The sequence below is a fragment of the Luteimonas sp. MJ250 genome (genome assembly GCF_039548455.1).
Lineage (GTDB): Bacteria > Pseudomonadota > Gammaproteobacteria > Xanthomonadales > Xanthomonadaceae > Luteimonas.
This window is the reverse complement of the sequence record NZ_JBCLVB010000001.1, coordinates 28,593-49,237: the sequence shown is the minus strand read 5'-3', so window position 1 is coordinate 49,237 and position 20,645 is coordinate 28,593. Positions and strand designations below refer to the sequence as shown.

The window sequence follows — 20,645 nt, the reverse complement described above, 5'->3', positions numbered from 1 at the left end:
ACGGCGCCAGCGCGGCGCGTATCGCCATGCCTGACGTTTCCGCCGAAGCCGCCCGCCGCCGCACGTTCGCGATCATTTCGCATCCCGACGCCGGCAAGACCACGCTGACCGAGAAGCTGCTGCTGTTCGGCGGCGCGATCCAGATGGCGGGCAGCGTGAAGGGCCGCAAGGCCGCGCGCCATGCCACGTCCGACTGGATGAAGCTCGAACAGGAGCGCGGCATCTCGGTCACCAGCTCGGTGATGCAGTTCCCCTACGAGGGCCGCATCGTCAACCTGCTCGACACCCCCGGCCACGCCGACTTCGGCGAGGACACCTACCGCGTGCTGACCGCTGTGGACTCGGCGCTGATGGTGATCGACGTCGCCAAGGGCGTCGAGGAGCGCACCATCAAGCTGATGGAGGTGTGCCGGATGCGCGACACGCCGATCATGACCTTCATCAACAAGCTCGACCGCGAGGGCCGCGAGCCGATCGAGCTGCTGGACGAGGTCGAGAGCGTGCTCGGCATCCAGTGCGCGCCGGTGACATGGCCGATCGGCATGGGCAAGCGGCTCAAGGGCGTGGTCCACCTGCTGACCGGCGAGGTCCACCTGTACGAGCAGGGCCGCAACTTCACCCGCCAGGACTCGACGATCTTCCCGTCGCTGGACGATCCACGCGTGGAACAGCGCATCGGTGCCGACATGCTGCGCGAGCTTCGCGACGAACTGGAGCTGGTCCAGGGCGCAAGCCACGGTTTCGATTCCGCCCAATACCTTGCCGGGCACCAGACGCCGGTGTTCTTCGGCTCGGCGGTGAACAACTTCGGCGTGCAGCCGCTGCTCGACTTCTTCGTGCGCCAGGCACCGTCGCCGCAGCCGCGCGCGACCACCGGCCGCGACGTCGCGCCGGGCGAATCGAAGCTCAGCGGCTTCGTGTTCAAGATCCAGGCCAACATGGACCCGCAACACCGCGACCGCGTCGCCTTCATGCGCGTGTGCTCGGGTCGCTTCGAGGCCGGGATGAAGGCCTTCCACGTGCGCACGGGCAAGGACATGAAGCTGGCCAACGCGCTGACTTTCATGGCCAGCGACCGGGAGATCGCGGTCGAGGCGTATCCGGGCGACGTGATCGGCATCCACAACCACGGCACGATCTCGATCGGCGACACCTTCACCGAGGGCGAGCAGTTCTCGTTCACCGGCATCCCCAACTTCGCGCCCGAACTGTTCCGCCGCGCGCGCCTGCGCGATCCGCTCAAGCTCAAGCAGCTGCAGAAGGGCCTGGCCCAGCTGTCGGAAGAGGGCGCCACGCAGTTCTTCCGGCCGCTGATGTCCAACGACCTGATCCTGGGCGCGATCGGCGTGCTGCAGTTCGAGGTGGCCGCCTACCGGCTCAAGGCCGAATACGGCGTTGACGCGATCTTCGAGCCGGTCGGCGTCGTGACCACCCGCTGGGTGCGCTGCGCCAGCGAGCGCAAGCTGGAGGAATTCCGCGAGAAGAACGCGACAAACCTCGGAATCGATGCCGCCGACCAGCTGGTCTACCTCGCTCCGACCCGCGTCAACCTCCAGCTCGCCGTCGAACGCTGGCCCGACGTGGAGTTCCTGGCCACGCGCGAACAGGCCCACACCCAGGCCGCTGGCTGAGCGTCTGTCGCACGACATCCCCGGTACGCCTACGCATGGCATGATCGATCCCGTTCACCCACCGGGATTCCATCGTGTCCACCATGAGCCTGCGCGAAAGGCGCGAGGAACTCGCCAGTGCGCTGACCCACGGCCTCGGCGCAACTGCCGCGCTTGCAGGCGGCGCGGTGTTGATCACCCTGGCCGCGCTGTACGGCAATGGCTGGCAGCTTGGCGCGGCCATCGTGTTCGGCAGCAGCCTGCTGCTGCTTTACCTCGCGTCCACCCTGTACCACTCGTTCCAGCATCCGGTGCTCAAGGGCCGGCTCAAGGTGTTCGACCACTGTGCGATCTATCTGTTGATCGCCGGCACCTACACGCCGTTCACCCTGATCGGCCTGCGCGGACCCTGGGGATGGAGCCTGTTCGCCGCGATCTGGACCCTGGCGCTTGCCGGCGTGGTGTTCAAGCTGTTCTACACCGGCCGCTTCAAGCGCCTGTCGACGCTGGTCTATGTGGCCATGGGCTGGCTGGTGCTGGTGGCCATCAAGCCGGTACTGGCCGCGCTGGACGCATGGACCTTCGGCTGGCTGGTCGCCGGCGGCGTGTTCTATACCCTGGGCACGGTCTTCTACCATCGCGAATCGCTCCCCTATTCGCACGCGATCTGGCACCTGTTCTGCATCGCCGGGAGCGTGTGCCATTACATCGCGGTGATGGCGCAGGTCACGCTGCCCGGCTGAACATCCGCACGTCCGTTCACCCTCGTTTTACCGCCTGCGGTGGAAGGTGGCCCGGCATCCACACCGGAACCGGCGCATGTCGACGGGGCACCCTCAGCATCGCGAGGCATATGAAAGGACACTGGCCAGTGCCCGCGCGCATCCGTGGCGCGTGGCGGCGGCAGTGTTCGCCATCGCGCTGCTGGTCCTGGTCCTGCTCTGGGACTGGAACTGGTTCAAGGGCCCGGTGGAACGCGTGGTGTCCGCGCAGACCGGGCGCAGCTTCGAAATCGGCGGTGACCTCGACGTCGACCTGGGCCCCACCACGATCGTCCGCGCCGACAGGCTCGTGCTCGGCAACGCCGACTGGTCCGGGACGCCCGAGATGGCGAAGGCCGACTCTCTTGAACTGCACGTGCGGCCGTTCTCGCTGCTGACCGGCAGCATCCACATCCCCGAACTCGGCCTGTCCAGGCCCGACCTGCTGCTGGAAACCGGCGACGACGGCGGCAACTGGATCTTTGAAGGCATGTCAGGCGATGGCGAGGGCCCGCGGATCGACCGCCTGCTGGTGGACGAGGGGCGCCTGCGCTTCATCGACCGCGCCGGTGAAACCGACATCGATCTCGCCGTGGCCAGCCACGAGGGCGCAGACGCCGGCGAGCGCCCGCTCACCCTGCACGGCGACGGCCACTGGCGCGGCGAGGCCTTCGAACTCAGCGGCGCGGTCGCTTCACCGCTCGAGCTGCGCTCCACCGATACGCCCTTCGCACTCGATCTCCGTGCGACCGCAGGCGCGACGAATGCGCATGCCCGCGGCGCCATCACCCGGCTGCTCGGGCTGGACGCGTTCGACGTCCAGATGGCGCTGTCGGGCAAGGACCTGGAAGACCTCTATCCCCTGCTCGGGATCGCGCTGCCGCATACACCGCGCTACGCGCTCGATGGCCGCCTGGTCCGCGACGGCGCCGTCTGGCGCTACGAGGGCTTCAGCGGCACCGTCGGCGACAGCGACCTCGGCGGCACCGCCAAGGTCACCACCGGCGGCGAGCGCCTGCTGTTCGAGGGCGACCTGCGTTCGGAACTGCTCGACTTCGACGATCTCGGCGGCTTCGTCGGCGCACCGCCCGACAGCGATGGCGACGAGACCGGCAATGCCGAACTCGAGGCGCAGGCCGCCGCCCGCGCCGCCGAAGGTCGCCTGCTTCCGGACACGCCCTACGAACTGCACAAGCTGCGCACGATGGACGCCGACGTGCGCTGGAAGGCGGCGCGCATCGAGGCCCCGGGCTGGCCGCTGGACGACATGGACGCGCACCTCGTGCTCGAAGCCGGGCTGCTGCGGCTGGAGCCGCTCGACTTCGGCGTTGCCGGCGGCCGCGTGCGCTCGACCGTGCGCATGGATGCCCGTCGGGATGCGATCCGTACCGAGGCCGCGATCCGTGCCCGCGGGCTGGAGCTGGGCCGGCTGTTCCCGGAATCCGAACTCGCCGCCGACGCAGTGGGCAGCATCAGCGGCGACATCGACATCGCCGGCAGCGGCAATTCCATCGCCCGCATGCTCGCCACCGCCGACGGCGACATCGCGCTGGGCATGGGCCGGGGCGAGATCAGCAACCTGCTGGTCGAACTCGCCGGCATCGACATCTACGAAGCGCTCAAATTCATGATCGGCAAGGACCGCAAGGTGGCGATCCGCTGCGCCTTCGGCGACTTCGCGGTCGAGGACGGAGTGATGACCGCGCGCGCGCTGGCGTTCGACACCAGCGACACGATCATCATCGGCAAGGGCACGGTCGACCTGGGCGAGGAGCAGCTGGACCTGGAGCTCAGGCCAAGGCCCAAGGATCGCAGCATTCTCGCGCTGCGCTCGCCGCTGGTGGTCGACGGCAGCTTCCGCGATCCCGGCTTCCGTCCCGACATGGCCAGGCTCGGCCTGCGCGGCGCGATCGCGCTGACGCTCGCCAGCATCGCGCCCCCGGCAGCGCTGCTGGCCACGCTGGAACTCGGCGGCGGCGAAGACAGCGACTGCGGCGGCGAGTACGCGCGATAGCGCGCACTTGCAGCAGCGGCATTTCTGGCAGCGGCATTTGTAGCAGCTGCCACAGGGCGGTGCCGCTGCCCGTCCCGGTGGCGGTCACCCGTCAGGAGGTGATGTAGCGCTGCAGGTGATCGAGTTCGAGCTGCTGCTCCTCGATCACCGCCTTGACCAGGTCGCCGATCGAGACCAGGCCCACCACCTTGCCGTCCACCACCACCGGCAGGTGGCGGATGCGGCGCTCGGTCACCAGCTGCATGCACGCCGGCGCGACGTCGTCGAGGCCGACCGTCACCGCATCGGCGGTCATGATGTCGCGCACCGCCGTGTCTTTCGACGAACGCCCGTCGAGCACGATCTTCCGCGCGTAGTCGCGCTCGGAAACGATGCCTGCGAGCCGCCCTCCCGCATCCAGCACCACCAGTGCGCCGATGCCTTTCTCGGCCATCAGCCGGATGGCGTCGATCACCGCCGCGTCCGGGCTTATCGCATGGACCTCAGGACCCTTGGATTCCAGCAGCTGCCTTACCGTGCGCATCGCGACCTCGCTCGTCGATCGTGGGGGGCACGCCCGAGCATACCCCTTCGGCCTGCGACCAGGTGTCGACCAGGTAAAGCGGCCGCTGCTTCGATTCCTCGTAAAGCCGGCCGAGGTATTCACCGATCAGGCCCAGCGCCATCAGCTGCACGCCGCCAAGGAACAGGATCACCGCCATCATCGTCGGCCAGCCCGCCACCGCGTCGCCCCAGACCAGGGCCTTGGCGATGATCCACAGGCCATAGCCGAACGCCAGCAGCGCCGTGGCGATGCCCAGGTAGGTGGCCAGCCGCAGCGGCGCGGTGGAAAAGCTGGTGATGCCCTCGAGCGCGAAGTTCCACAGTCGCCACGCGTTGAACTTGCTGCGGCCGGCCAGCCGCGGCTCGCGCCGGTAGGGCACGCTGACGCGGTTGAAGCCGATCCAGCCGAACAGGCCCTTCATGAACCGGTGGCGCTCGCGCAGTTCGCGCAGCGCGGCCAGCGCACGCGGAGAAAGCAGGCGGAAGTCTCCGGTGTCGGCCGGCACCGGGGTTTTCGACAGGCGCTGCATCACGCGATAGAACAGGTGCGCCGAGGCGCGCTTGAACCAGCCATCGCCTTCGCGCGCAAGCCGCGTGCCGTGCACATCATCGAAGCCTTCGCGCCAGCGAGCGACCAGCTCGGGAATGAGCTCAGGTGGATCCTGTCCGTCCGCGTCCAGGATCACGGCCGCCCCCGACACCACGCGATCCAAGCCGGCCGTCAGCGCCGCCTCCTTGCCGAAGTTCCGCGACAGCCGCAGCAGCGACACCCGCGCGTCGGCGGCGGCGAGATCCCGCATTACCGCCCAGGTCGCGTCGGTGCTGCCGTCGTCGACGTAAAGCACCCCGCCGTCCACGCCGTCGTCGGCCGCAAGCCGCGCCAGCACGGCCGCCAGGCGGCGATGCAGTTCCGGCAGCGCCGCCGCCTCGTTGAAGGCGGCCACCACCACGGTCAGTCGGTCACGGCTCATGCCGACATCCTAGCGTGCGCCCGCGTCACTCCAGCGCCTCAAGCCATGCCTCGCCACCGAGGTTGCGCATGTTGCGTTCGATCCACTGCGCGCGGCGCTGCACATAGGGCCCGGGGCGATGCGCGCTGTAGCGTCGCGGGCTCGGCAGCACTGCCGCCAGGCATGCGCTCTCGCTGTCCGTCAGGCTGCCGGCGTCCTTGCCCCAATAGCTGCGCGCCGCGGCCTGCGCGCCGTAGATGCCGTCGCCGAACTCGGCCACGTTGACGTACACCTCGAGGATCCGCTGCTTTGGCCAAAGCGCCTCGATCAGCAGCGTGTACCAGGCCTCCGCCCCCTTTCGGATCCAGCTGCGCCCGCTCCACAGGAACAGGTTCTTGGCCAGCTGCTGGCTGATCGTGCTCGCGCCCCGGGTCCGTCCACCGCGGGCGTTGTGCGCACGCGCGCGCTCGATGGCCTCGAGGTCGAAGCCGCGATGGCGGGCGAAGTTCTGGTCTTCGGCCGCGACCGCCGCCAGCGGCAGCGACGGCGCGATCCGGTCGAGGTCGCGCCAGTCGTAGGCGATCCGGAAACCGGCATCCCCCGCGCGCAGCGCCTCGACCTGGCGGATGGCCATGAACGTCGAGAACGGCGGATCGATGAAGCGCAGCGCGAGCACCTGCACGACGCTCACCAGCGCCAGCAGCAACGGCAGCTTCCACAGCCAGTGCCAGCGGCTGCGCTGGCAGCCGCGCCCCGGCGCGGACGACAGCCCGTCATCCTTGTTCCTTCCCGGCACCATCCCCATCTCCACGGTTCGCCCGCACGGGTCGATGCGACGATTATCCAGCCGCACGGCCCCACCACAACGCGCAACGGACCCTTGCATGACCAACGCCACCATCGCCCCCGACGCCCACGACCACCTGACCCGCTTCCTGCTGCCCCGCGCCGGCGTTCGTGGAGTGCACGTGCACCTGGGCGAAACCTGGCGCCGGATCGCATCCAGCGACAGCTATCCGCCGGTAGCGCGTGCGCTGCTTGGCGAGGCCGCAGTGGCATCGGCGCTGTTCACCGGCCACGTCAAGGTCGACGGCCGACTGTCGGTGCAGCTGCGTGGCGAGGGCGCGCTGCGCACCCTGTTCGCCGAATGCACCGCTGCCGGCACCCTGCGCGGCATCGCGCGCATGGCCGACGATGCCGGCGACATCAGCGGCATCGATGGCCTTGGCGCGGGTGCCCTGCTTGCGATCACCATCGAGAATCCCGGCATCGGCAGCCGCGACGCCGCGCGCTACCAGGGCCTGGTGCCGCTGGACGCCGCCGATCTGTCGCGGGCCTTCGAGGGCTATTTCATCCAGTCCGAGCAGCTGCCGACCCGGATCCTCCTCGCTGCCGGCGAGGACGCCGCCACCGGACTGATGCTGCAGAAGCTCCCCGCCGACGAAGGCGACGATGACGGCTGGGACCGCGCCAGCGCGCTGTTTTCCACCCTGGGCGCGGACGAGCTCCTCGCGACCCCGGGGACGGAGCTGCTGCACCGCCTGTTCCATGAGGAGTCGCCGCAGACGGTCGGCGGCCGGCGGCTGGCGTTCGCCTGTTCCTGTTCGCGCGAGCGGGTCGAGGCGATGATGGTCTCGCTGGGCCGGGACGAAGCGGAGGCCGCGCTGATCGACGGCACGGCCCAGGTCCACTGCGAGTTCTGCGGCCAGGCCTACGAATTCGACGCAGATGCCCTGCACGCCCTCTTCACGGCCAAGCTGAGCCCAATGGCTGCCCCGCCTGGACTGCAGTGACGCGGAGGGATTGTTAAGAAAACATGAATCGACTAGAGTCGGAGCCATCATCGAGGCGGAACTTCCGCCATCTGTCAGGGGTCTATCCGGCACGCCATGAAGACGCGCCTTGCACAGCTGTCGCTCTCCCTTGTCCTCGCCCTCAGCGTGGCGGCGGGCGCGCATGGGCAGACGCTGCAGGGCAAGCGCGGGCAGGCCGTGCTGCCGGTATGGAACCAGTCCAGCGGCAAGATCGAAGCCCTGCTCCTGCTTGAACCCGCCGGGGCGAATTCCACGGCGGGCTTCGGCGACAGCGCGCTTGATGCGGCCTTCGGGCTGGATGCCGGCAATTCCCTGGGCGTGTTCTGCGACCGCAAGACCGGCCTGGCCAGCGCGCTGGGCAACCTTGCCGACAACTGCATGCTCGCCAGCTTCGAAGACAACTCCCGCGCGCATGCCAGCGGCACCGCGGCCTTCAAGGCCGGCTCCAACACGCGTCTGGGCCTGAGCGCCGGCAGCGGCCACGGCACCCTTCCTCCGTGGCTTGCCACCGGCAACCGCGGCGCCACCGCCACGGTCGACGTCAACGATCTGACCGTCTTCGCGCAGCACAATATCGGCCGCGAAGGCGTGGTCGCCATCGCCGGCACCATGGCGAAAGCCACGCTGATGACCCCGGCCGAAGCCACCCATCTCGGCATCGGCGACGCCTGGACCTCGCGCAGCCTGACGATTGGCGGCGGCTACGGCCGCTTCGGCGCCAGCATCGTCGGCCACGTCGTGGAAACCCCGGGCCAGCCCCGCTGGGAAGGTGTCGGCCTCGGGCTCACCTGGCGGACGCCATGGAGCGGCCAGCTCACCGTGGGCGCCGACAATCTCGTCACCAAGGGCCGGAATCCGTTCTCGCCGAACCTCAATGGTCGTGACGACGACGGCACCGTGCCCTATATCAGGTACGAGCAGGACCTCTAAGTCCTTGATTTTGCGCGCGCTTCCTTAGCGGAGCCGGCAATTATTAACAACACTTTAATTTTTGCTCAGGCAGAGCTACTATCGGCAGCGGCCTTGCCGGGCTTGGTGTCTGCTTTGACTCCACCGGTGGGGTTCCCATGGGATTTACCCAAGACTCACTCGGAGAGAGAGATGACCCTTAAGACCACCAAGCTCCGCGACGCGATCACCTTCGCGCTCGTTGCAGGTGCCACCACGCTCGTGGGCACTGGTGCAGCATTTGCACAGGAAGCCAGCTCCACGAACCAGGCGACCACCCTGGACCGGATTGAAGTCACCGGTTCGCGCATCCGCCAGGTTGACGTCGAAACCGCCCAGCCGGTCATGACCATCAGCCGCGACGATATCCAGGCCGGCGGCTTCAACACCGTTGCCGACATCCTGTCGAACATCCCGTCCGCGGGCGCTCCGACGTTCAGCCGCACCTCGCCGCTGACCGCCAACCAGGAAGCCGGCGGCCAGTACATCGACCTGCGCAACCTTGGTGCACAGCGCACCCTGGTCCTGCTCAACGGCAAGCGCCTGGGCATCAGCCCGGACGGCTTCCAGGACGTGTCGACCATCCCGACCGTCATGGTCGAGCGCATTGACGTCCTGAAGGACGGCGCCTCGTCCATCTACGGCTCCGACGCCATGGCCGGCGTGATCAACATCATCACCCGCAAGAACTTCGAAGGCGCGGAAGCCAACGCCTACTTCGGCCAGTACGGCGAAGGCGACGGCACCAAGCAGACCTACGACTTCGTGGTCGGCATGACCAGCGACCGCGGTTCGGTCACCATCGCTGCCGAGTCCCACGACGAAGAAGGCGTCTGGGCGCGCAACCGCTGGTTCTCGAAGGACAGCTACCCCGGCTATCCGCAGTACAGCACCACCGCAGTCGGCCAGTGGGGCAATTGGCGCCTCCCGGGCTCAGCCCCCACCGACCCGTGGTTCGTAGCGGATCGCGGGAGTGACGCCCTGGGTACCGATGGCTGGCACACGCAGACAGGTGCCGACACCAGCATCCCGTCCGACCAGATGCATGTGATGACGCCGCTCAAGCGTCGTTCGCTGTTCGTCAACGCCAACTACGACCTGACCGACAACATCCGCTTTGTCACCGACCTGGGTTATACCAAGCGCGAGTCGTTCCGCCAGATCGCAGGTTATCCGACCCAGTCCGGGGCGGCAGCTGTCAGGGCCCCGATGGCCGCGGACAGCTACTTCAATCCGACTGGAGGGGTATCTGCGGTCGACTGGCGCCGTCGCGGCTGGGAAGTGCCGCGCACCACCGACACCGACCAGACCACGTGGCGCTTGACCGCCGCTCTGGAAGGTTCGTTCGAAGTCGGTGAGCGTTACTTCGATTGGGATGTCGGCTACATGTTCAACGAGAACGACACCCTCATCACCAACAACGGCAACTTCTTCATCCCCAACGTCCGCAGGTCGGTGGGCTCCTCGTTCATGAACGACCAGGGCCAGCTTGTCTGCGGTACCCAGGGCACTGGCCCCAACGGCAGCGACCAGGTGATTGCCGGCTGCGTGCCGTGGAACCCCTTCGCGGGCTTCGGCACCGGCGCGGTGGCAAATTCGCTGGCCGATCCGGCGGTGCAGGCCTACCTGTTCAAGGAAGAGCATGCCACTGGCAAGACCGAGACCAACAACTACTTTGCCAACCTGGCGGGTTCGCTGTTCACGCTGCCGGCCGGCGACCTGGGCTTCGCTGTGGGCTACGAGTACCGCAAGGAAGAAGGCGGTTTCAGCCCGGATGCCATCGCGCAGTCGGGTGACTCCACCAACCTGGCGTCCGGCCCGACCTATGGCCAGTATTCGGTGGACGAGGTCTACGCCGAGCTCAGCATCCCGATCCTCGCAGATATGGCGTTCGCGAAGGAGCTGAGCCTCAGCGTTGCCAGCCGTTACTCGGACTTCGACACCTTCGGTGACACGACGAACAACAAGTTCGGCGTGAAGTGGCGTCCGATGGACGACCTGCTGGTGCGCGGCACCTGGGCCGAGGGCTTCCGTGCCCCGACCATTGGTGATCTGTACGGCGGTACCTCTGAGACCTTCACCACCGGTTTCCGCGACCCCTGTGACAGCGTCTATGGTGTCGCCGCCGGTTCGGCCCGTTGCCTGCAGGACGTCCCCGCGGACTACCGCCAGCTGAAGCAGGGCTTCGAACCCACCGACGCAGCTGGCGCCCAGAGCCCGGTGCCGTTCACCGCAGGCTCCAACCCGCTCCTCGAGCCGGAGTACTCCACCTCGAAGACCATCGGCCTCGTCTACAGCCCCAGCCAGATGCAGGGCCTGAGCGTGGCGCTGGACTGGTGGAACATCAGGATCGAGAACACGGTGGTGTCGGACAGCCCGAACGACATCATGAGCGACTGCTACGTCGGCCTGATCGAAAGCCGCTGCGGCCTGTTCTCGCGTGACGCGAGCCTCGGCAACATCGTCAGCCAGCTGCGATATGGCATGCGCAACGCCGGCTGGGCCGAAACCGAGGGCTTCGACCTTGACGTGAACTACAGTATGGATACGGACGTTGGCCGCTTCGGCGCCCGCTGGGCCACGACCTATGTCAGCAGCTACGACGTCAAGTCCACCGACGATCCGGAAGCCGTCCCGGGTCCGGCCAACGGCTTCAGCGGTAACTTCCGCGTACGTTCCAACCTCAACCTGAGCTGGGCCCTCAACGACTTTGCAGTCACCTGGGGCATGCGCTACACCTCGGGTGCCAAGGAAGGCTGCATGGGCTTCGAGGACGCGGACGGGAATCTGGAGCACTGCTCGCTGCCGAACTACCAGGCACCGGACACGCTTGGCAGGATCGTGCCGCAGAACGAAGTCGGTTCGACCACGTTCAATGACCTGCAGGTCAGCTGGAACGCGCCGTGGAACGCCCGCATCGCAGTGGGCGCCAACAACGTGCTCGACAAGGATCCGCCGCTGTACTACAACTCCAACGGCCGGGCCTCGGGCTTCTCGTTCTACGGTGGCCACGACATCGGTCGCTTCATCTACATGCGCTACCAGCAGAAGTTCTGATCCTCTGAACATCCGCTACGCTTGACGCTACAGCCCCGAAAGGGGCTGTAGTTTTTTACGCCTTCGCAAAACCACGAGGTTCACGACCATCCATGGACACCGGCGTCCCCAAGCAACAGATGATTGCCGCCCTGAACCGCCGGCACTGGGGCGAAGCGCATTCGCATGCCGCGCGCCTGATCGACCTTGGCGCAGCCGATCCGGAAATCCATTTCATCGCCGGCGTGGCCCTGCTGGAACAGCAGGACGCCATCGGCGCGCAGGCTCACTTCAGGCAGGCCATCGCCCTCGACCCGCGGCGCCCCGACTTCCACCTGTACCTGGCAAGGGCCTGCGCCTCGTCGCAGGACTACGATGCCGCCCTGGACGCAGCCGGCCGCGCCGAACGCCTCCTGGAGCCGGAGCATGCGGTCGGCTTCGACACCCTCGGGGTCGTCCTTGCCCAGTGCAACGCGCATGAACGCGCGACAGCGGCCTTCCGACAGGCAGTCCGCCTGGATCCCGACGATGCGGCCTTCCGCTTCAACCTCGGCACCGCCCTGACCTTTCTGGGCGACATCGACGGTGCCGAGCGTGAGCTCGAGGCCAGCGTCGAATTGAACCCGCACCACTGGCGGGCGCACCACTCCCTGTCGCAGCTGCGCAGGCAGACCACGGATTCCAATCACATTGAACGCCTGTCGGCGCTGGCCACGGCCGCCACGGGCAAGGTCACCGCAACCACGTTCCTGAACATGGCGCTGGCCAAGGAGCTGGACGACATCGGCAACCACGATGGCGCCTTCGACCACTGTGTCATCGGCAAGGGCGCGCCCGGGCACCTGCTGCAATATTCCAGGGCAAAGGATGCGGCGCTGTTCGATGCCTTGGCCTCGGGCTTCCCGGCCCCCTGCCCCGATCCGGCGATCCGCGGCAGCGATGCCGGTGATCCGATCTTCATCGTCGGCATGCCGCGCACCGGAACCACCCTCGTGGATCGCATCGCGTCCAGCCATCCCCAGGTCCAGTCCGCCGGCGAGCTGCACAACTTCCCCTCCGCCTGGAAGCGTGCGATGGGCGGCCCGGGCTTCGAGATGTTCAACCCGGCGCATATCGCCAGCGTGGCGACGGCAAGCCTGGACTGGCGCAAGCTCGGCGATGACTACATTGCCGGCACCCGCGCCTTCACCGGTTCAGTGCCCCACTTCACCGACAAGCTGCCGCACAATTTCCTGTACCTCGGATACATCGCCTGCGCGCTGCCCGAGGCCAGGCTGATCTGCGTCCGCAGGCACCCGCTCGACACCTGCCTCGGCAACTTCAGGCAGCTGTTCGCGCCGGAGTCGCCCTATTTCGACTATTCCTACGACCTGCTCGACATCGGCCACTACTACATCCTGTTCGACCGGCTGATGGCGCACTGGAAGGCGGCCTTCCCCGGACGGATCCTCGAGGTCCAGTACGAATCACTGGTGTTGGAGCAGGAGCGCAACAGCCGCGCGATCATCTCCCACTGCGGACTTGAATGGGACGACGCGTGCCTGGCGTTCGAAAAGAACGCCACGCCCGTCTCCACGGCAAGCGCGGTGCAGGTACGTGAACCGATGTACACCACGGCGCTGGGCCGGTGGAAACGCTACGAAGGCCGGCTCGGACCGCTCAGAACGATGCTGGAGGACGCGGGAATCGACTGCGCCTGACCTCCCACCGGGCGCCAGGCCCGTCGGCAGCCACACTGCCCACGGGCCCGGACGGCCTCAGCTCCCGGTCGCGACGCCTTCCAGCGGCCCCAGGCTCGCGCGCAGCGGTGAATCGCCGGGCACGCCAAGTTCGTCAAGGTAGGACGCCACGCTGGCGGCCTCGGCCTTCCAGCCGGCCTCATCCACACGCAACAGTTCGGCCATCGCGTCCGCAGGCACGTCGGCGCCATCAAGATCGAGCGCGCCCTCTGCCGGAACATGGCCGATCACCGCGGCATCGGCCTTCGCGCCGCCGTCGACGCGGCCGATGATCCACTCCAGCACGCGCATGTTGTCGCCGAAACCCGGCCACATGAAGCGGCCGTCGGCATCCTTGCGGAACCAGTTGACGTGGAAGACCTTCGGCAGCTTCGCGCCCGGCCTGTCGAACGACAGCCAGTGGGCGAAATAGTCGGCGAAGCTGTAGCCGCAGAATGGCTTCATCGCCATCGGGTCGCGGCGCATCACGCCAACCGCGCCGGTGGCCGCTGCCGTGGTTTCCGACGCCATCGCCGCACCCACGAGCACGCCGTGCGCCCAGTCGCGCGCCTCGAATACCAGCGGCACCAGGCTCGAGCGGCGGCCGCCGAAGACGATCGCGCTGATCGGCACGCCCTGCGGATCCTCGGCATGCGGGGAGAACGTCGGACACTGCTTCGCGCTGACGGTGAAGCGTGAATTCGGATGAGCCGCCGGGCCATTGCCGGGGTCATGGGCACGCCCCTGCCAGTCCTTCTCGGGTACGCGCTTGTCGAGCCCTTCCCACCACGGCTGGCCGTCATCGGTGACCGCGACGTTGGTGAAGATGGTGTCGCGCTGGATCGAGGCCAGGGCGTTGGGATTTGATTTTTCCGACGTGCCGGGAGCCACGCCGAAGAAGCCGGCCTCGGGGTTGATCGCCCACAGCCGGCCGTCCTCGCCGGGATGCATCCAGCAGATGTCATCGCCAACCGTCCACACCTTCCAGCCCTTCTCGCGATATGACTCCGGCGGGATCAGCATGGCCAGGTTGGTCTTGCCGCAGGCACTCGGGAAGGCCGCGGCGACGTAGTGGACTTCGCCCTGCGGGTTCTCGATGCCGACGATGAGCATGTGCTCGGCCAGCCAGCCTTCGTTGCGGGCCTGGTGCGACGCGATGCGCAGGGCGTGGCACTTCTTGCCCAGCAGGGCATTGCCGCCGTAGCCGGAGCCGTAGGATTTGATCGCCAGCTCTTCGGGGAAGTGCATGATGTAGCGGCGATCGGGGTCGAGCTCGCCGGTCGAATGCAGGCCGCGGACATAGGTATCCGGCTCGCCGCGGGCGGCATGCTCCAGGCCTTCGCGTTCGATCCGCGCCAGTGCGTCCGCGCCCATGCGCGTCATCACCCGCATGTTGGCGACCACGTAGGGCGAGTCGGTGATCTCGACGCCGCAGCGCGCAAGCGGCGAGTCGATCGGCCCCATGCAATACGGCAGAACGTACAGCGTGCGGCCTTCCATGCAACCGTCGAACAGGGCATCGACCTTTGCGTGTGCCTCGGCCGGGGCCATCCAGTGGTTGTTGGGGCCGGCATCCTCGCGCCGCTGGTGGCAGACGAAGGTCAGGTGTTCGACCCGGGCGACGTCATCGGGACTGGAGCGGTGCAGGACGCAGCCGGGATGGGTGTCCTGGTTGAGCGGCAGCAGGGTGCCGTCGGCCATCATGGCCTGCTGCAGCGCAGCCGCTTCGGCATCGCTGCCATCGCACCAGACGATGCGGTCGGGCCGGGTCAGCGACGCGACTTCGTCGACCCACTGCTGCAACGACGGAAGGCGCGTGCCGGGCGTCGCGTTCGCGCCCTGCTGGGGAACTGCATTCATGTCTCGCGCCTCCGAAGTGCGATTTTTTCAGGCTGGACATGCAATTCTATCCAGCGCGGCCGGCGCCGCTGTGCTGCACCGCATCAAAAACGGGCCTGTCGCGCACCCGCCCGGGATGCCGCGTCGCTCAGTGCGGGACGAGCGTATCCATCAGGTGCTCGACGTATTCGTCGAACTCCTCCTGCGGCATTCGCGCCTGGTGCAGCTGCAGGTTGAGCTGCAGGAAGCCGACGTAGGCAGCGTAGGTCAGACGGGCACGATGCCGGGCATCGGTGCGGCCCAGCCCGGCCTGGCGGAAGGACGCGGTGAGATAGTCGAGGCGACGCTGCGAGACGCGGTCGATCACCGGCTGCACGGCCGGGTGGTCCGGCGCCTTGAGCAGGGCGCTGTACACCACATGCGACTTGAACTCGCGCGCGACCATCTGGAACAGCGCGCGCAGGCGCTCGCGCGGGTCTGACACCGCCTCCAGCTTGCCGAAGACGTCGTGCTCCTCATGGGCCTCCCAGCGTTCGAGCGCCGCCTGCAGCAGTGCGTCGCGCGAGGGGAAATGCCAGTAGAAGCTGCCCTTGGTGACGCCCAGCCGGCGGGCCAGCGGCTCCACCGCCACGGCGGCCACGCCCTGTTCGGCGATCAGGTCAAGCGCGGCCTCGGCCCAGTCGTCGGCGCTGAGCCGGCTGCGTTCGCTCTTCGCGGCGGTTTTCTTCATGCCCGGAGTGTATCCATACGCCCGCGTGCGGGACAGTATCGGCGTGTCTCGCGGCGTTGACAGCCCTCGCTGCAAAATCCATACTGACCCGTATGGCCAGTGAGGGAACCCATGCCTCGCGCCGGGTGCACACTGGCTCCCACCAGCCGAAGGCGAGCGCAACGCTCGCGGAGACCGTGCCATGAGTATCGTCGTCCCCTTCCTCGTCCTGCTGCTGGTCGGCGCGTTCGCCGCCTACCACCGGATGCGCCTGGCCACCTGGGCGGCCATCACCGCCGCCGGCCTCGCCGCCTGCTGGCTGCTGGGCGCGAACATCACCGCCACCGTGGTCGCGACCGCCATCGTCGCGCTGGTGGCGATGCCGCTGCTGCTGCCGGTGATCCGCAAGCCGCTGATCACCGCGCCACTGCTGAAGTTCTACCGGAAGATCCTGCCGCCGCTGTCGCAGACCGAGCGCATCGCGCTGGAGGCCGGCTCGGTCGGCTTCGAGGGCGAGCTGTTCTCGGGCGCGCCGGACTGGAACGTGCTGATGTCGCAGCCGAAGCCCGAACTCACCGCGGAGGAGCTGGCCTTCCTCGACGGTCCGGTCGAAGAGCTCTGCCGCATGACCGACGACTGGGACATCACCCACGTCCGCGCCGACCTGCCGCCGGAGCTGTGGCAGTTCATGAAGGACCAGCGCTTCTTCGGGATGATCATCCCCAAGGAATACGGCGGCCTCGGCTTCAGCGCGCTGGCGCACCACAAGGTGATCCAGAAGCTGGCCACGATCTCCAGCGTGGTCAGCTCCACCGTGGGCGTGCCCAATTCGCTGGGCCCCGGTGAGCTGCTGATGCACTACGGCACCCCTGCGCAGAAGGACCACTACCTGCCGCGCCTGGCCGACGGCCGCGAGGTGCCCTGCTTCGCCCTGACCGGTCCGTTTGCCGGTTCCGACGCGACCTCGATCCCCGACTTCGGCATCGTCTGCAAGGGCGAGTGGGACGGCGCCCAAGTGCTGGGCGTGAAGCTGACCTTCGACAAGCGCTACATCACGCTGGCGCCGGTGGCGTCGCTGATCGGCCTGGCGTTCCGCATGTACGACCCGGACGGCCTGCTCGGCGACGTCCGCGACATCGGCATCACCCTGGCGCTGGTGCCGCGCGAGGTCGAGGGCATGGACGTCGGCCGCCGCCACTTCCCGCTCAACTCGCCGTTCCAGAACGGCCCGGTCCGCGGCCACGAGGTGTTCGTGCCGCTGAGCCAGATCATCGGCGAGGAGAACGGCTTCGGCGAGGGCTGGCGGATGCTCAGCGAGTGCCTGTCGATCGGGCGTTCGATCACCCTGCCTTCCACAGCCAGCGGCGGCGCCAAGTCCGGCGCCATCACCACCGGTGCGTACGCGCGCATCCGCAAGCAGTTCGGCCTGTCGATCGGCCGCTTCGAAGGCGTTGAAGAAGCCCTGGCGCGCATCGGCGGCAAGGCCTACGCGATCAGTGCGCTGTCGCAGGCGACAGCGGCCGCGGTCGACCGCGGCGACGTGCCGGCGGTGCCCTCGGCGATCGCCAAGTACCACTGCACCGAGATGGGCCGTGAAGTCGCCAGGGACGTCATGGACGTGATCGGCGGCAAGGGCATCATCCTCGGGCCGCGCAACTTCGCAGGCCGCTCGTGGCAGGCGGCGCCGATCGCGATCACGGTCGAGGGCGCGAACATCATGACCCGCAGCCTGCTGATCTTCGGCCAGGGCGCGATCCTCTGCCATCCCTGGGTCATGAAGGAGATGAAGGCGGCGCAGAACCCCGACGAGCGCGCCGGCCTGGAGGCATTCGACCGCGCGCTGTTCGGCCACATCGGCTACGCGATCTCCAATGCGGTGCGTTCGATCTGGTTCGCGTTCACCGGCTCGCGCTTCGGCAAGGCGCCCGGCGACGACTACACCAGACGCTTTTTCCGCCGCCTCAACCGCCACTCCGCCAACCTCGCACTGATGGCCGACGTGTCGATGCTGATGCTGGGCGGCAAGCTGAAGTTCAAGGAATCCCTGTCGGGCCGCCTGGGCGACGTGCTCAGCCACCTGTACATGACCAGCGCCATCCTCAAGCGCTACCACGATGAGGGCGCGCCCGTGGCCGACCGCCCGCTGCTGGCCTGGGCCTACCACGACAGCATCCACCAGATCGAAACCGCGCTTTCCGCGGCGCTCCGCAACTTCCCGATCCGTCCGGTGGGCTGGCTGATGTGGCTGCTGATCTTCCCGCTCGGCCGCCGTGCGGAGGCTCCCGGCGATCGCCTCGGCCACCGCGTCGCCGCGCTGCTGATGACGCCCAACGAAGCCCGCGACCGCCTGGCGCAGGGCGTGTTCACCACGCCGGGCGCGAACAACCCGGCGGGTCGCATCAACAGCTACCTGGCCGCGGCCGTTGCCGCCGAGCCGGTGGAGCGCAAGTTCCTCAAGGCGCTGAAGAACAAGGGCATCGAGGCCCTGGACTTCGCCAGCCAGCTTGACGAGGGCGTACGCGAAGGCTGGATCACCGCCGAAGAGCGCACCCAGCTGGAAGAGCTGCGCGTGATGACGCTCGACGCGATCACGGTCGACGACTTCGATACCGAAGAGCTGCGCTCGGCTGGCTACCGCGACCTGCACCGCCCGGGCGGTGCGCGCGAAGCGGCCTGAGCCGCGCCATGCCAGGGGACGCCTGAGGGCGCCCCCGCCTTTTCCGGGAGATGCGCATGGGCGCGACCATCCTCGATATCCACCGGCGCATGATCCGCTGGCCCTGCGGACGCTGGCTGTTCTCGAAGCTTGTCTGCATCAAGGCGCCCTACTTCGCCAGCATTTCCCCGCGCATCGAGCGGCTGGAGCCGGGATGCTGCGAAGCCAGTCTGCGCCACCGCCGCCGCGTCACCAACCACATCGGCAGCGTGCATGCCATCGCGCTGTGCAACCTGGCCGAGCTTGCAGGGGGACTGGCGATCGACGCCAGCCTGCCGCCGTCCATGCGCTGGATCCCGAAGGGCATGGAGGTCGAATACCTGAAGAAGGCGACCGGGACGATGCGCGCCGTGGCGACGCCGGCCGCGGCGACCGTCGAATCGGCGACGGGTTACGCCCTGCCCGTCGGAGTGGCGGTCAACGACGCCAGTGGCGAAACCGTGTTCCGCGCGCGCATCTCGATGTGGATTTCGCCGAAGCCTTCACGGCCGTGAGCACGCAGACGCTGCTCCTGCTGTGCGCCATCAGGGCGCCAGCGCCGGCGCGTCCGGTTCGACCACCAGCTCACGTCGGCTTGTGCTGTCCATCCGCGGCGCCCACAGCGGGGTCCTGGGGCAGCAGGCGCTCCGCACGCACCACGCGCCACGCGCCGTAGGCCATTCCCAGCGCGACGCCCAGGCCGGCGAGGAACACCATGCCCGAGCCCAGCACCGCCAGCGCCTTGTGCACCCAGACGAAGGTGAGGTCGCCGCCGCGATAGACGGCGGTATCGATCACCGCCTTGGCCTTGTAGCGTTCTTCGCGCTCGACTCGGGTGTACAGGGTCTCGCGCGCCGGCTTGGCCAGCGAGAACTCGCTGGCGCGGGTCACGATCTGCACGATCGCCACCAACATCGGCAGCGGCGATGCCGACAGCGCCGCGAAGCCCACCACGATAGCGAGCGCGGGCAGCAGCAGCAGCGGCGCGATGCCGTAGCGCTGCAGCAGGAAGCGCGTCAGCAGCAGCTGGATGGCGATGGTCAGGCCGTTGATCGCCCAGTCGAGCATGGAGTAGAACGCCGCGCGCTCTTCGGCGGTCTCGAAGGCCGCGCGCACGATCGCCGCCTGTTCGTTGTAGAGCAGCGTGCCGACGCCGACGCCGAAGAACATCAGCACCGCCAGCGCGCGCAGCAGCGGCCGCTGCCAGACCAGCCTCAGGCCGGCCAGGATCGAGCCGCCCATCGCGCGGCCGTCGATACCGCCGCCGTGGCTGCGTTCGCGCGCCAGCGCCCATGGACGCAGTTTGATGATGCACAGCAGGCACACGGCCAGGAAGCCGGCCGACACCAGCAGCAGGTTGGCTACCCCCACCGGACCGACCAGGAAGCGGGTGATGGCCGGACCGACCAGCGCGCCGATGGTGCCGCCAGCACCGATGTAGCCGTAGAACTGCTTGGCGTTGGCGTTGTCGAACACGTCCGCCATGAAGCTCCAGAACACAGTGACGGCGAACAGGTTGAACACCGCCACCCAGACGAAGAACGCCGCCCCGCGCCCCGGGATGCCGCTGTCGAACGCCCACCAGAAACCCAGCAGGCAGGCGATGAACACCAGGTACACCGCCGGCAGGAATACCCTGCGCGGGAAGCGCGACACCAGCGCGCCGTAGAGCGGCTGCAGCAGCACCATCGCGACGAAGGTGGCGGTGAACAGCAGCTGCAGGGTGAACTCGCCGACTTCGATGCCGAAACGCTCGCCGTAGGCGATCAGTCCGCGCGGGAACACCGCGGCGGCGTCCGACGATGCCCCCATCGCATCGCGCACCGGACGCAGCACGTAGTAACCGCACAGCAGGCTGAAGAAATACAGCATCGCCCACCACAGCGGCGGCGAAGCGACGAGCGCGGCCCGGAAGCGTCCCAGGGGCCTGACGGCGCCTGTCTGACCGTTGATCATCGAACCGTCCCTGCAGTCGCCGCCACCGTGCCGGCACGTTATCCGATCGGCG

Annotated in this window: 15 protein-coding genes; 9 read left to right on the top strand and 6 right to left on the bottom strand. The window is 67.8% G+C overall.

Features of this window, described 5'->3' with window-relative positions; all coding sequences use genetic code 11:
• Positions 1-26 precede the first annotated feature (26 nt).
• The 3 genes from WCE37_RS00190 (at position 27) to WCE37_RS00180 (ending at position 4,385) form a co-directional block, all read left to right on the top strand.
• Positions 27-1,631: a peptide chain release factor 3 gene (locus tag WCE37_RS00190; RefSeq protein WP_343255849.1), complete on the top strand. Its 1,605-nt coding sequence runs from the start codon at positions 27-29 to the stop codon at positions 1,629-1,631.
• Between the two features lie 74 nt (positions 1,632-1,705).
• On the top strand, positions 1,706-2,353 hold the full coding sequence (locus tag WCE37_RS00185) for a hemolysin III family protein (RefSeq protein ID WP_343255848.1): 648 nt from the start codon (positions 1,706-1,708) through the stop codon (positions 2,351-2,353).
• A 76-nt stretch (positions 2,354-2,429) separates the two neighbouring features.
• Positions 2,430-4,385, top strand: a complete 1,956-nt coding sequence (locus WCE37_RS00180; RefSeq protein WP_343277608.1) for an AsmA family protein — start codon at positions 2,430-2,432, stop codon at positions 4,383-4,385.
• 91 nt (positions 4,386-4,476) lie between these two features.
• Here the strand turns inward: WCE37_RS00180 and WCE37_RS00175 are convergent, their stop codons facing one another.
• Genes WCE37_RS00175 through mtgA form a run of 3 tightly spaced genes read right to left on the bottom strand, consistent with a single transcriptional unit; the run spans position 4,477 to position 6,683 of the window.
• Positions 4,477-4,908, bottom strand: coding sequence for a CBS domain-containing protein (locus tag WCE37_RS00175; RefSeq protein WP_343255846.1), 432 nt, complete (start codon positions 4,906-4,908; stop codon positions 4,477-4,479).
• Positions 4,868-5,899, bottom strand: coding sequence for a glycosyltransferase family 2 protein (locus WCE37_RS00170; protein ID WP_343277607.1), 1,032 nt, complete (start codon positions 5,897-5,899; stop codon positions 4,868-4,870). The genes WCE37_RS00175 and WCE37_RS00170 overlap by 41 nt, the downstream gene beginning before the upstream one ends.
• A gap of 25 nt (positions 5,900-5,924) precedes the next feature.
• Positions 5,925-6,683 (bottom strand): monofunctional biosynthetic peptidoglycan transglycosylase, encoded by a 759-nt coding sequence (gene mtgA / locus WCE37_RS00165; RefSeq protein WP_343277606.1) that lies wholly within the window; start codon positions 6,681-6,683, stop codon positions 5,925-5,927.
• Between the two features lie 79 nt (positions 6,684-6,762).
• Between mtgA and WCE37_RS00160 the strand changes: the two genes are divergently transcribed.
• The 4 genes from WCE37_RS00160 (at position 6,763) to WCE37_RS00145 (ending at position 13,376) form a co-directional block, all read left to right on the top strand.
• Positions 6,763-7,671 carry an Hsp33 family molecular chaperone HslO gene (locus tag WCE37_RS00160; RefSeq protein WP_343277605.1) on the top strand — a complete coding sequence of 303 codons (909 nt, stop codon included), beginning with the start codon at positions 6,763-6,765 and terminating at the stop codon, positions 7,669-7,671.
• Between the two features lie 96 nt (positions 7,672-7,767).
• Entirely contained in the window at positions 7,768-8,622 is an 855-nt protein-coding gene (locus WCE37_RS00155; protein ID WP_343277603.1) for a hypothetical protein, read from the top strand.
• A 171-nt stretch (positions 8,623-8,793) separates the two neighbouring features.
• Positions 8,794-11,697 carry a TonB-dependent receptor gene (locus WCE37_RS00150; RefSeq protein WP_343277602.1) on the top strand — a complete coding sequence of 968 codons (2,904 nt, stop codon included), beginning with the start codon at positions 8,794-8,796 and terminating at the stop codon, positions 11,695-11,697.
• A 92-nt stretch (positions 11,698-11,789) separates the two neighbouring features.
• Complete coding sequence (locus WCE37_RS00145; RefSeq protein ID WP_343277601.1) at positions 11,790-13,376, top strand: sulfotransferase; 1,587 nt, start codon at positions 11,790-11,792, stop codon at positions 13,374-13,376.
• Positions 13,377-13,433: 57 nt separating this feature from the next.
• On the opposite strand, the gene WCE37_RS00140 is transcribed toward WCE37_RS00145, so the two are convergent.
• Together WCE37_RS00140 and WCE37_RS00135 are read right to left on the bottom strand one after the other, a co-directional pair.
• Entirely contained in the window at positions 13,434-15,254 is a 1,821-nt protein-coding gene (locus tag WCE37_RS00140; protein WP_343277600.1) for a phosphoenolpyruvate carboxykinase (GTP), read from the bottom strand.
• A gap of 127 nt (positions 15,255-15,381) precedes the next feature.
• Positions 15,382-15,963, bottom strand: coding sequence for a TetR/AcrR family transcriptional regulator (locus WCE37_RS00135; RefSeq protein ID WP_343277599.1), 582 nt, complete (start codon positions 15,961-15,963; stop codon positions 15,382-15,384).
• A 181-nt stretch (positions 15,964-16,144) separates the two neighbouring features.
• Between WCE37_RS00135 and WCE37_RS00130 the strand changes: the two genes are divergently transcribed.
• Positions 16,145-18,619, top strand: a complete 2,475-nt coding sequence (locus WCE37_RS00130; RefSeq protein ID WP_343277598.1) for an acyl-CoA dehydrogenase — start codon at positions 16,145-16,147, stop codon at positions 18,617-18,619.
• 56 nt (positions 18,620-18,675) lie between these two features.
• Positions 18,676-19,152: a hotdog fold domain-containing protein gene (locus WCE37_RS00125; RefSeq protein WP_343277597.1), complete on the top strand. Its 477-nt coding sequence runs from the start codon at positions 18,676-18,678 to the stop codon at positions 19,150-19,152.
• Between the two features lie 70 nt (positions 19,153-19,222).
• On the opposite strand, the gene WCE37_RS00120 is transcribed toward WCE37_RS00125, so the two are convergent.
• Positions 19,223-20,593: an MFS transporter gene (locus WCE37_RS00120; protein ID WP_343277596.1), complete on the bottom strand. Its 1,371-nt coding sequence runs from the start codon at positions 20,591-20,593 to the stop codon at positions 19,223-19,225.
• Positions 20,594-20,645: the final 52 nt, after the last annotated feature.

Coding starts and splice junctions, on each gene's coding strand:
- WCE37_RS00190 (WP_343255849.1), top strand. CDS start 27: ATGCCTGACGTTTCCGCCGAAGCCGCCCGCCGCCGCACGTTCGCGATC.
- WCE37_RS00180 (WP_343277608.1), top strand. CDS start 2,430: ATGTCGACGGGGCACCCTCAGCATCGCGAGGCATATGAAAGGACACTG.
- WCE37_RS00175 (WP_343255846.1), bottom strand. CDS start 4,908: ATGCGCACGGTAAGGCAGCTGCTGGAATCCAAGGGTCCTGAGGTCCAT.
- WCE37_RS00170 (WP_343277607.1), bottom strand. CDS start 5,899: ATGAGCCGTGACCGACTGACCGTGGTGGTGGCCGCCTTCAACGAGGCG.
- mtgA (WP_343277606.1), bottom strand. CDS start 6,683: ATGGGGATGGTGCCGGGAAGGAACAAGGATGACGGGCTGTCGTCCGCG.
- WCE37_RS00160 (WP_343277605.1), top strand. CDS start 6,763: ATGACCAACGCCACCATCGCCCCCGACGCCCACGACCACCTGACCCGC.
- WCE37_RS00155 (WP_343277603.1), top strand. CDS start 7,768: ATGAAGACGCGCCTTGCACAGCTGTCGCTCTCCCTTGTCCTCGCCCTC.
- WCE37_RS00150 (WP_343277602.1), top strand. CDS start 8,794: ATGACCCTTAAGACCACCAAGCTCCGCGACGCGATCACCTTCGCGCTC.
- WCE37_RS00145 (WP_343277601.1), top strand. CDS start 11,790: ATGGACACCGGCGTCCCCAAGCAACAGATGATTGCCGCCCTGAACCGC.
- WCE37_RS00140 (WP_343277600.1), bottom strand. CDS start 15,254: ATGAATGCAGTTCCCCAGCAGGGCGCGAACGCGACGCCCGGCACGCGC.
- WCE37_RS00135 (WP_343277599.1), bottom strand. CDS start 15,963: ATGAAGAAAACCGCCGCGAAGAGCGAACGCAGCCGGCTCAGCGCCGAC.
- WCE37_RS00130 (WP_343277598.1), top strand. CDS start 16,145: ATGAGTATCGTCGTCCCCTTCCTCGTCCTGCTGCTGGTCGGCGCGTTC.
- WCE37_RS00125 (WP_343277597.1), top strand. CDS start 18,676: ATGGGCGCGACCATCCTCGATATCCACCGGCGCATGATCCGCTGGCCC.
- WCE37_RS00120 (WP_343277596.1), bottom strand. CDS start 20,593: ATGATCAACGGTCAGACAGGCGCCGTCAGGCCCCTGGGACGCTTCCGG.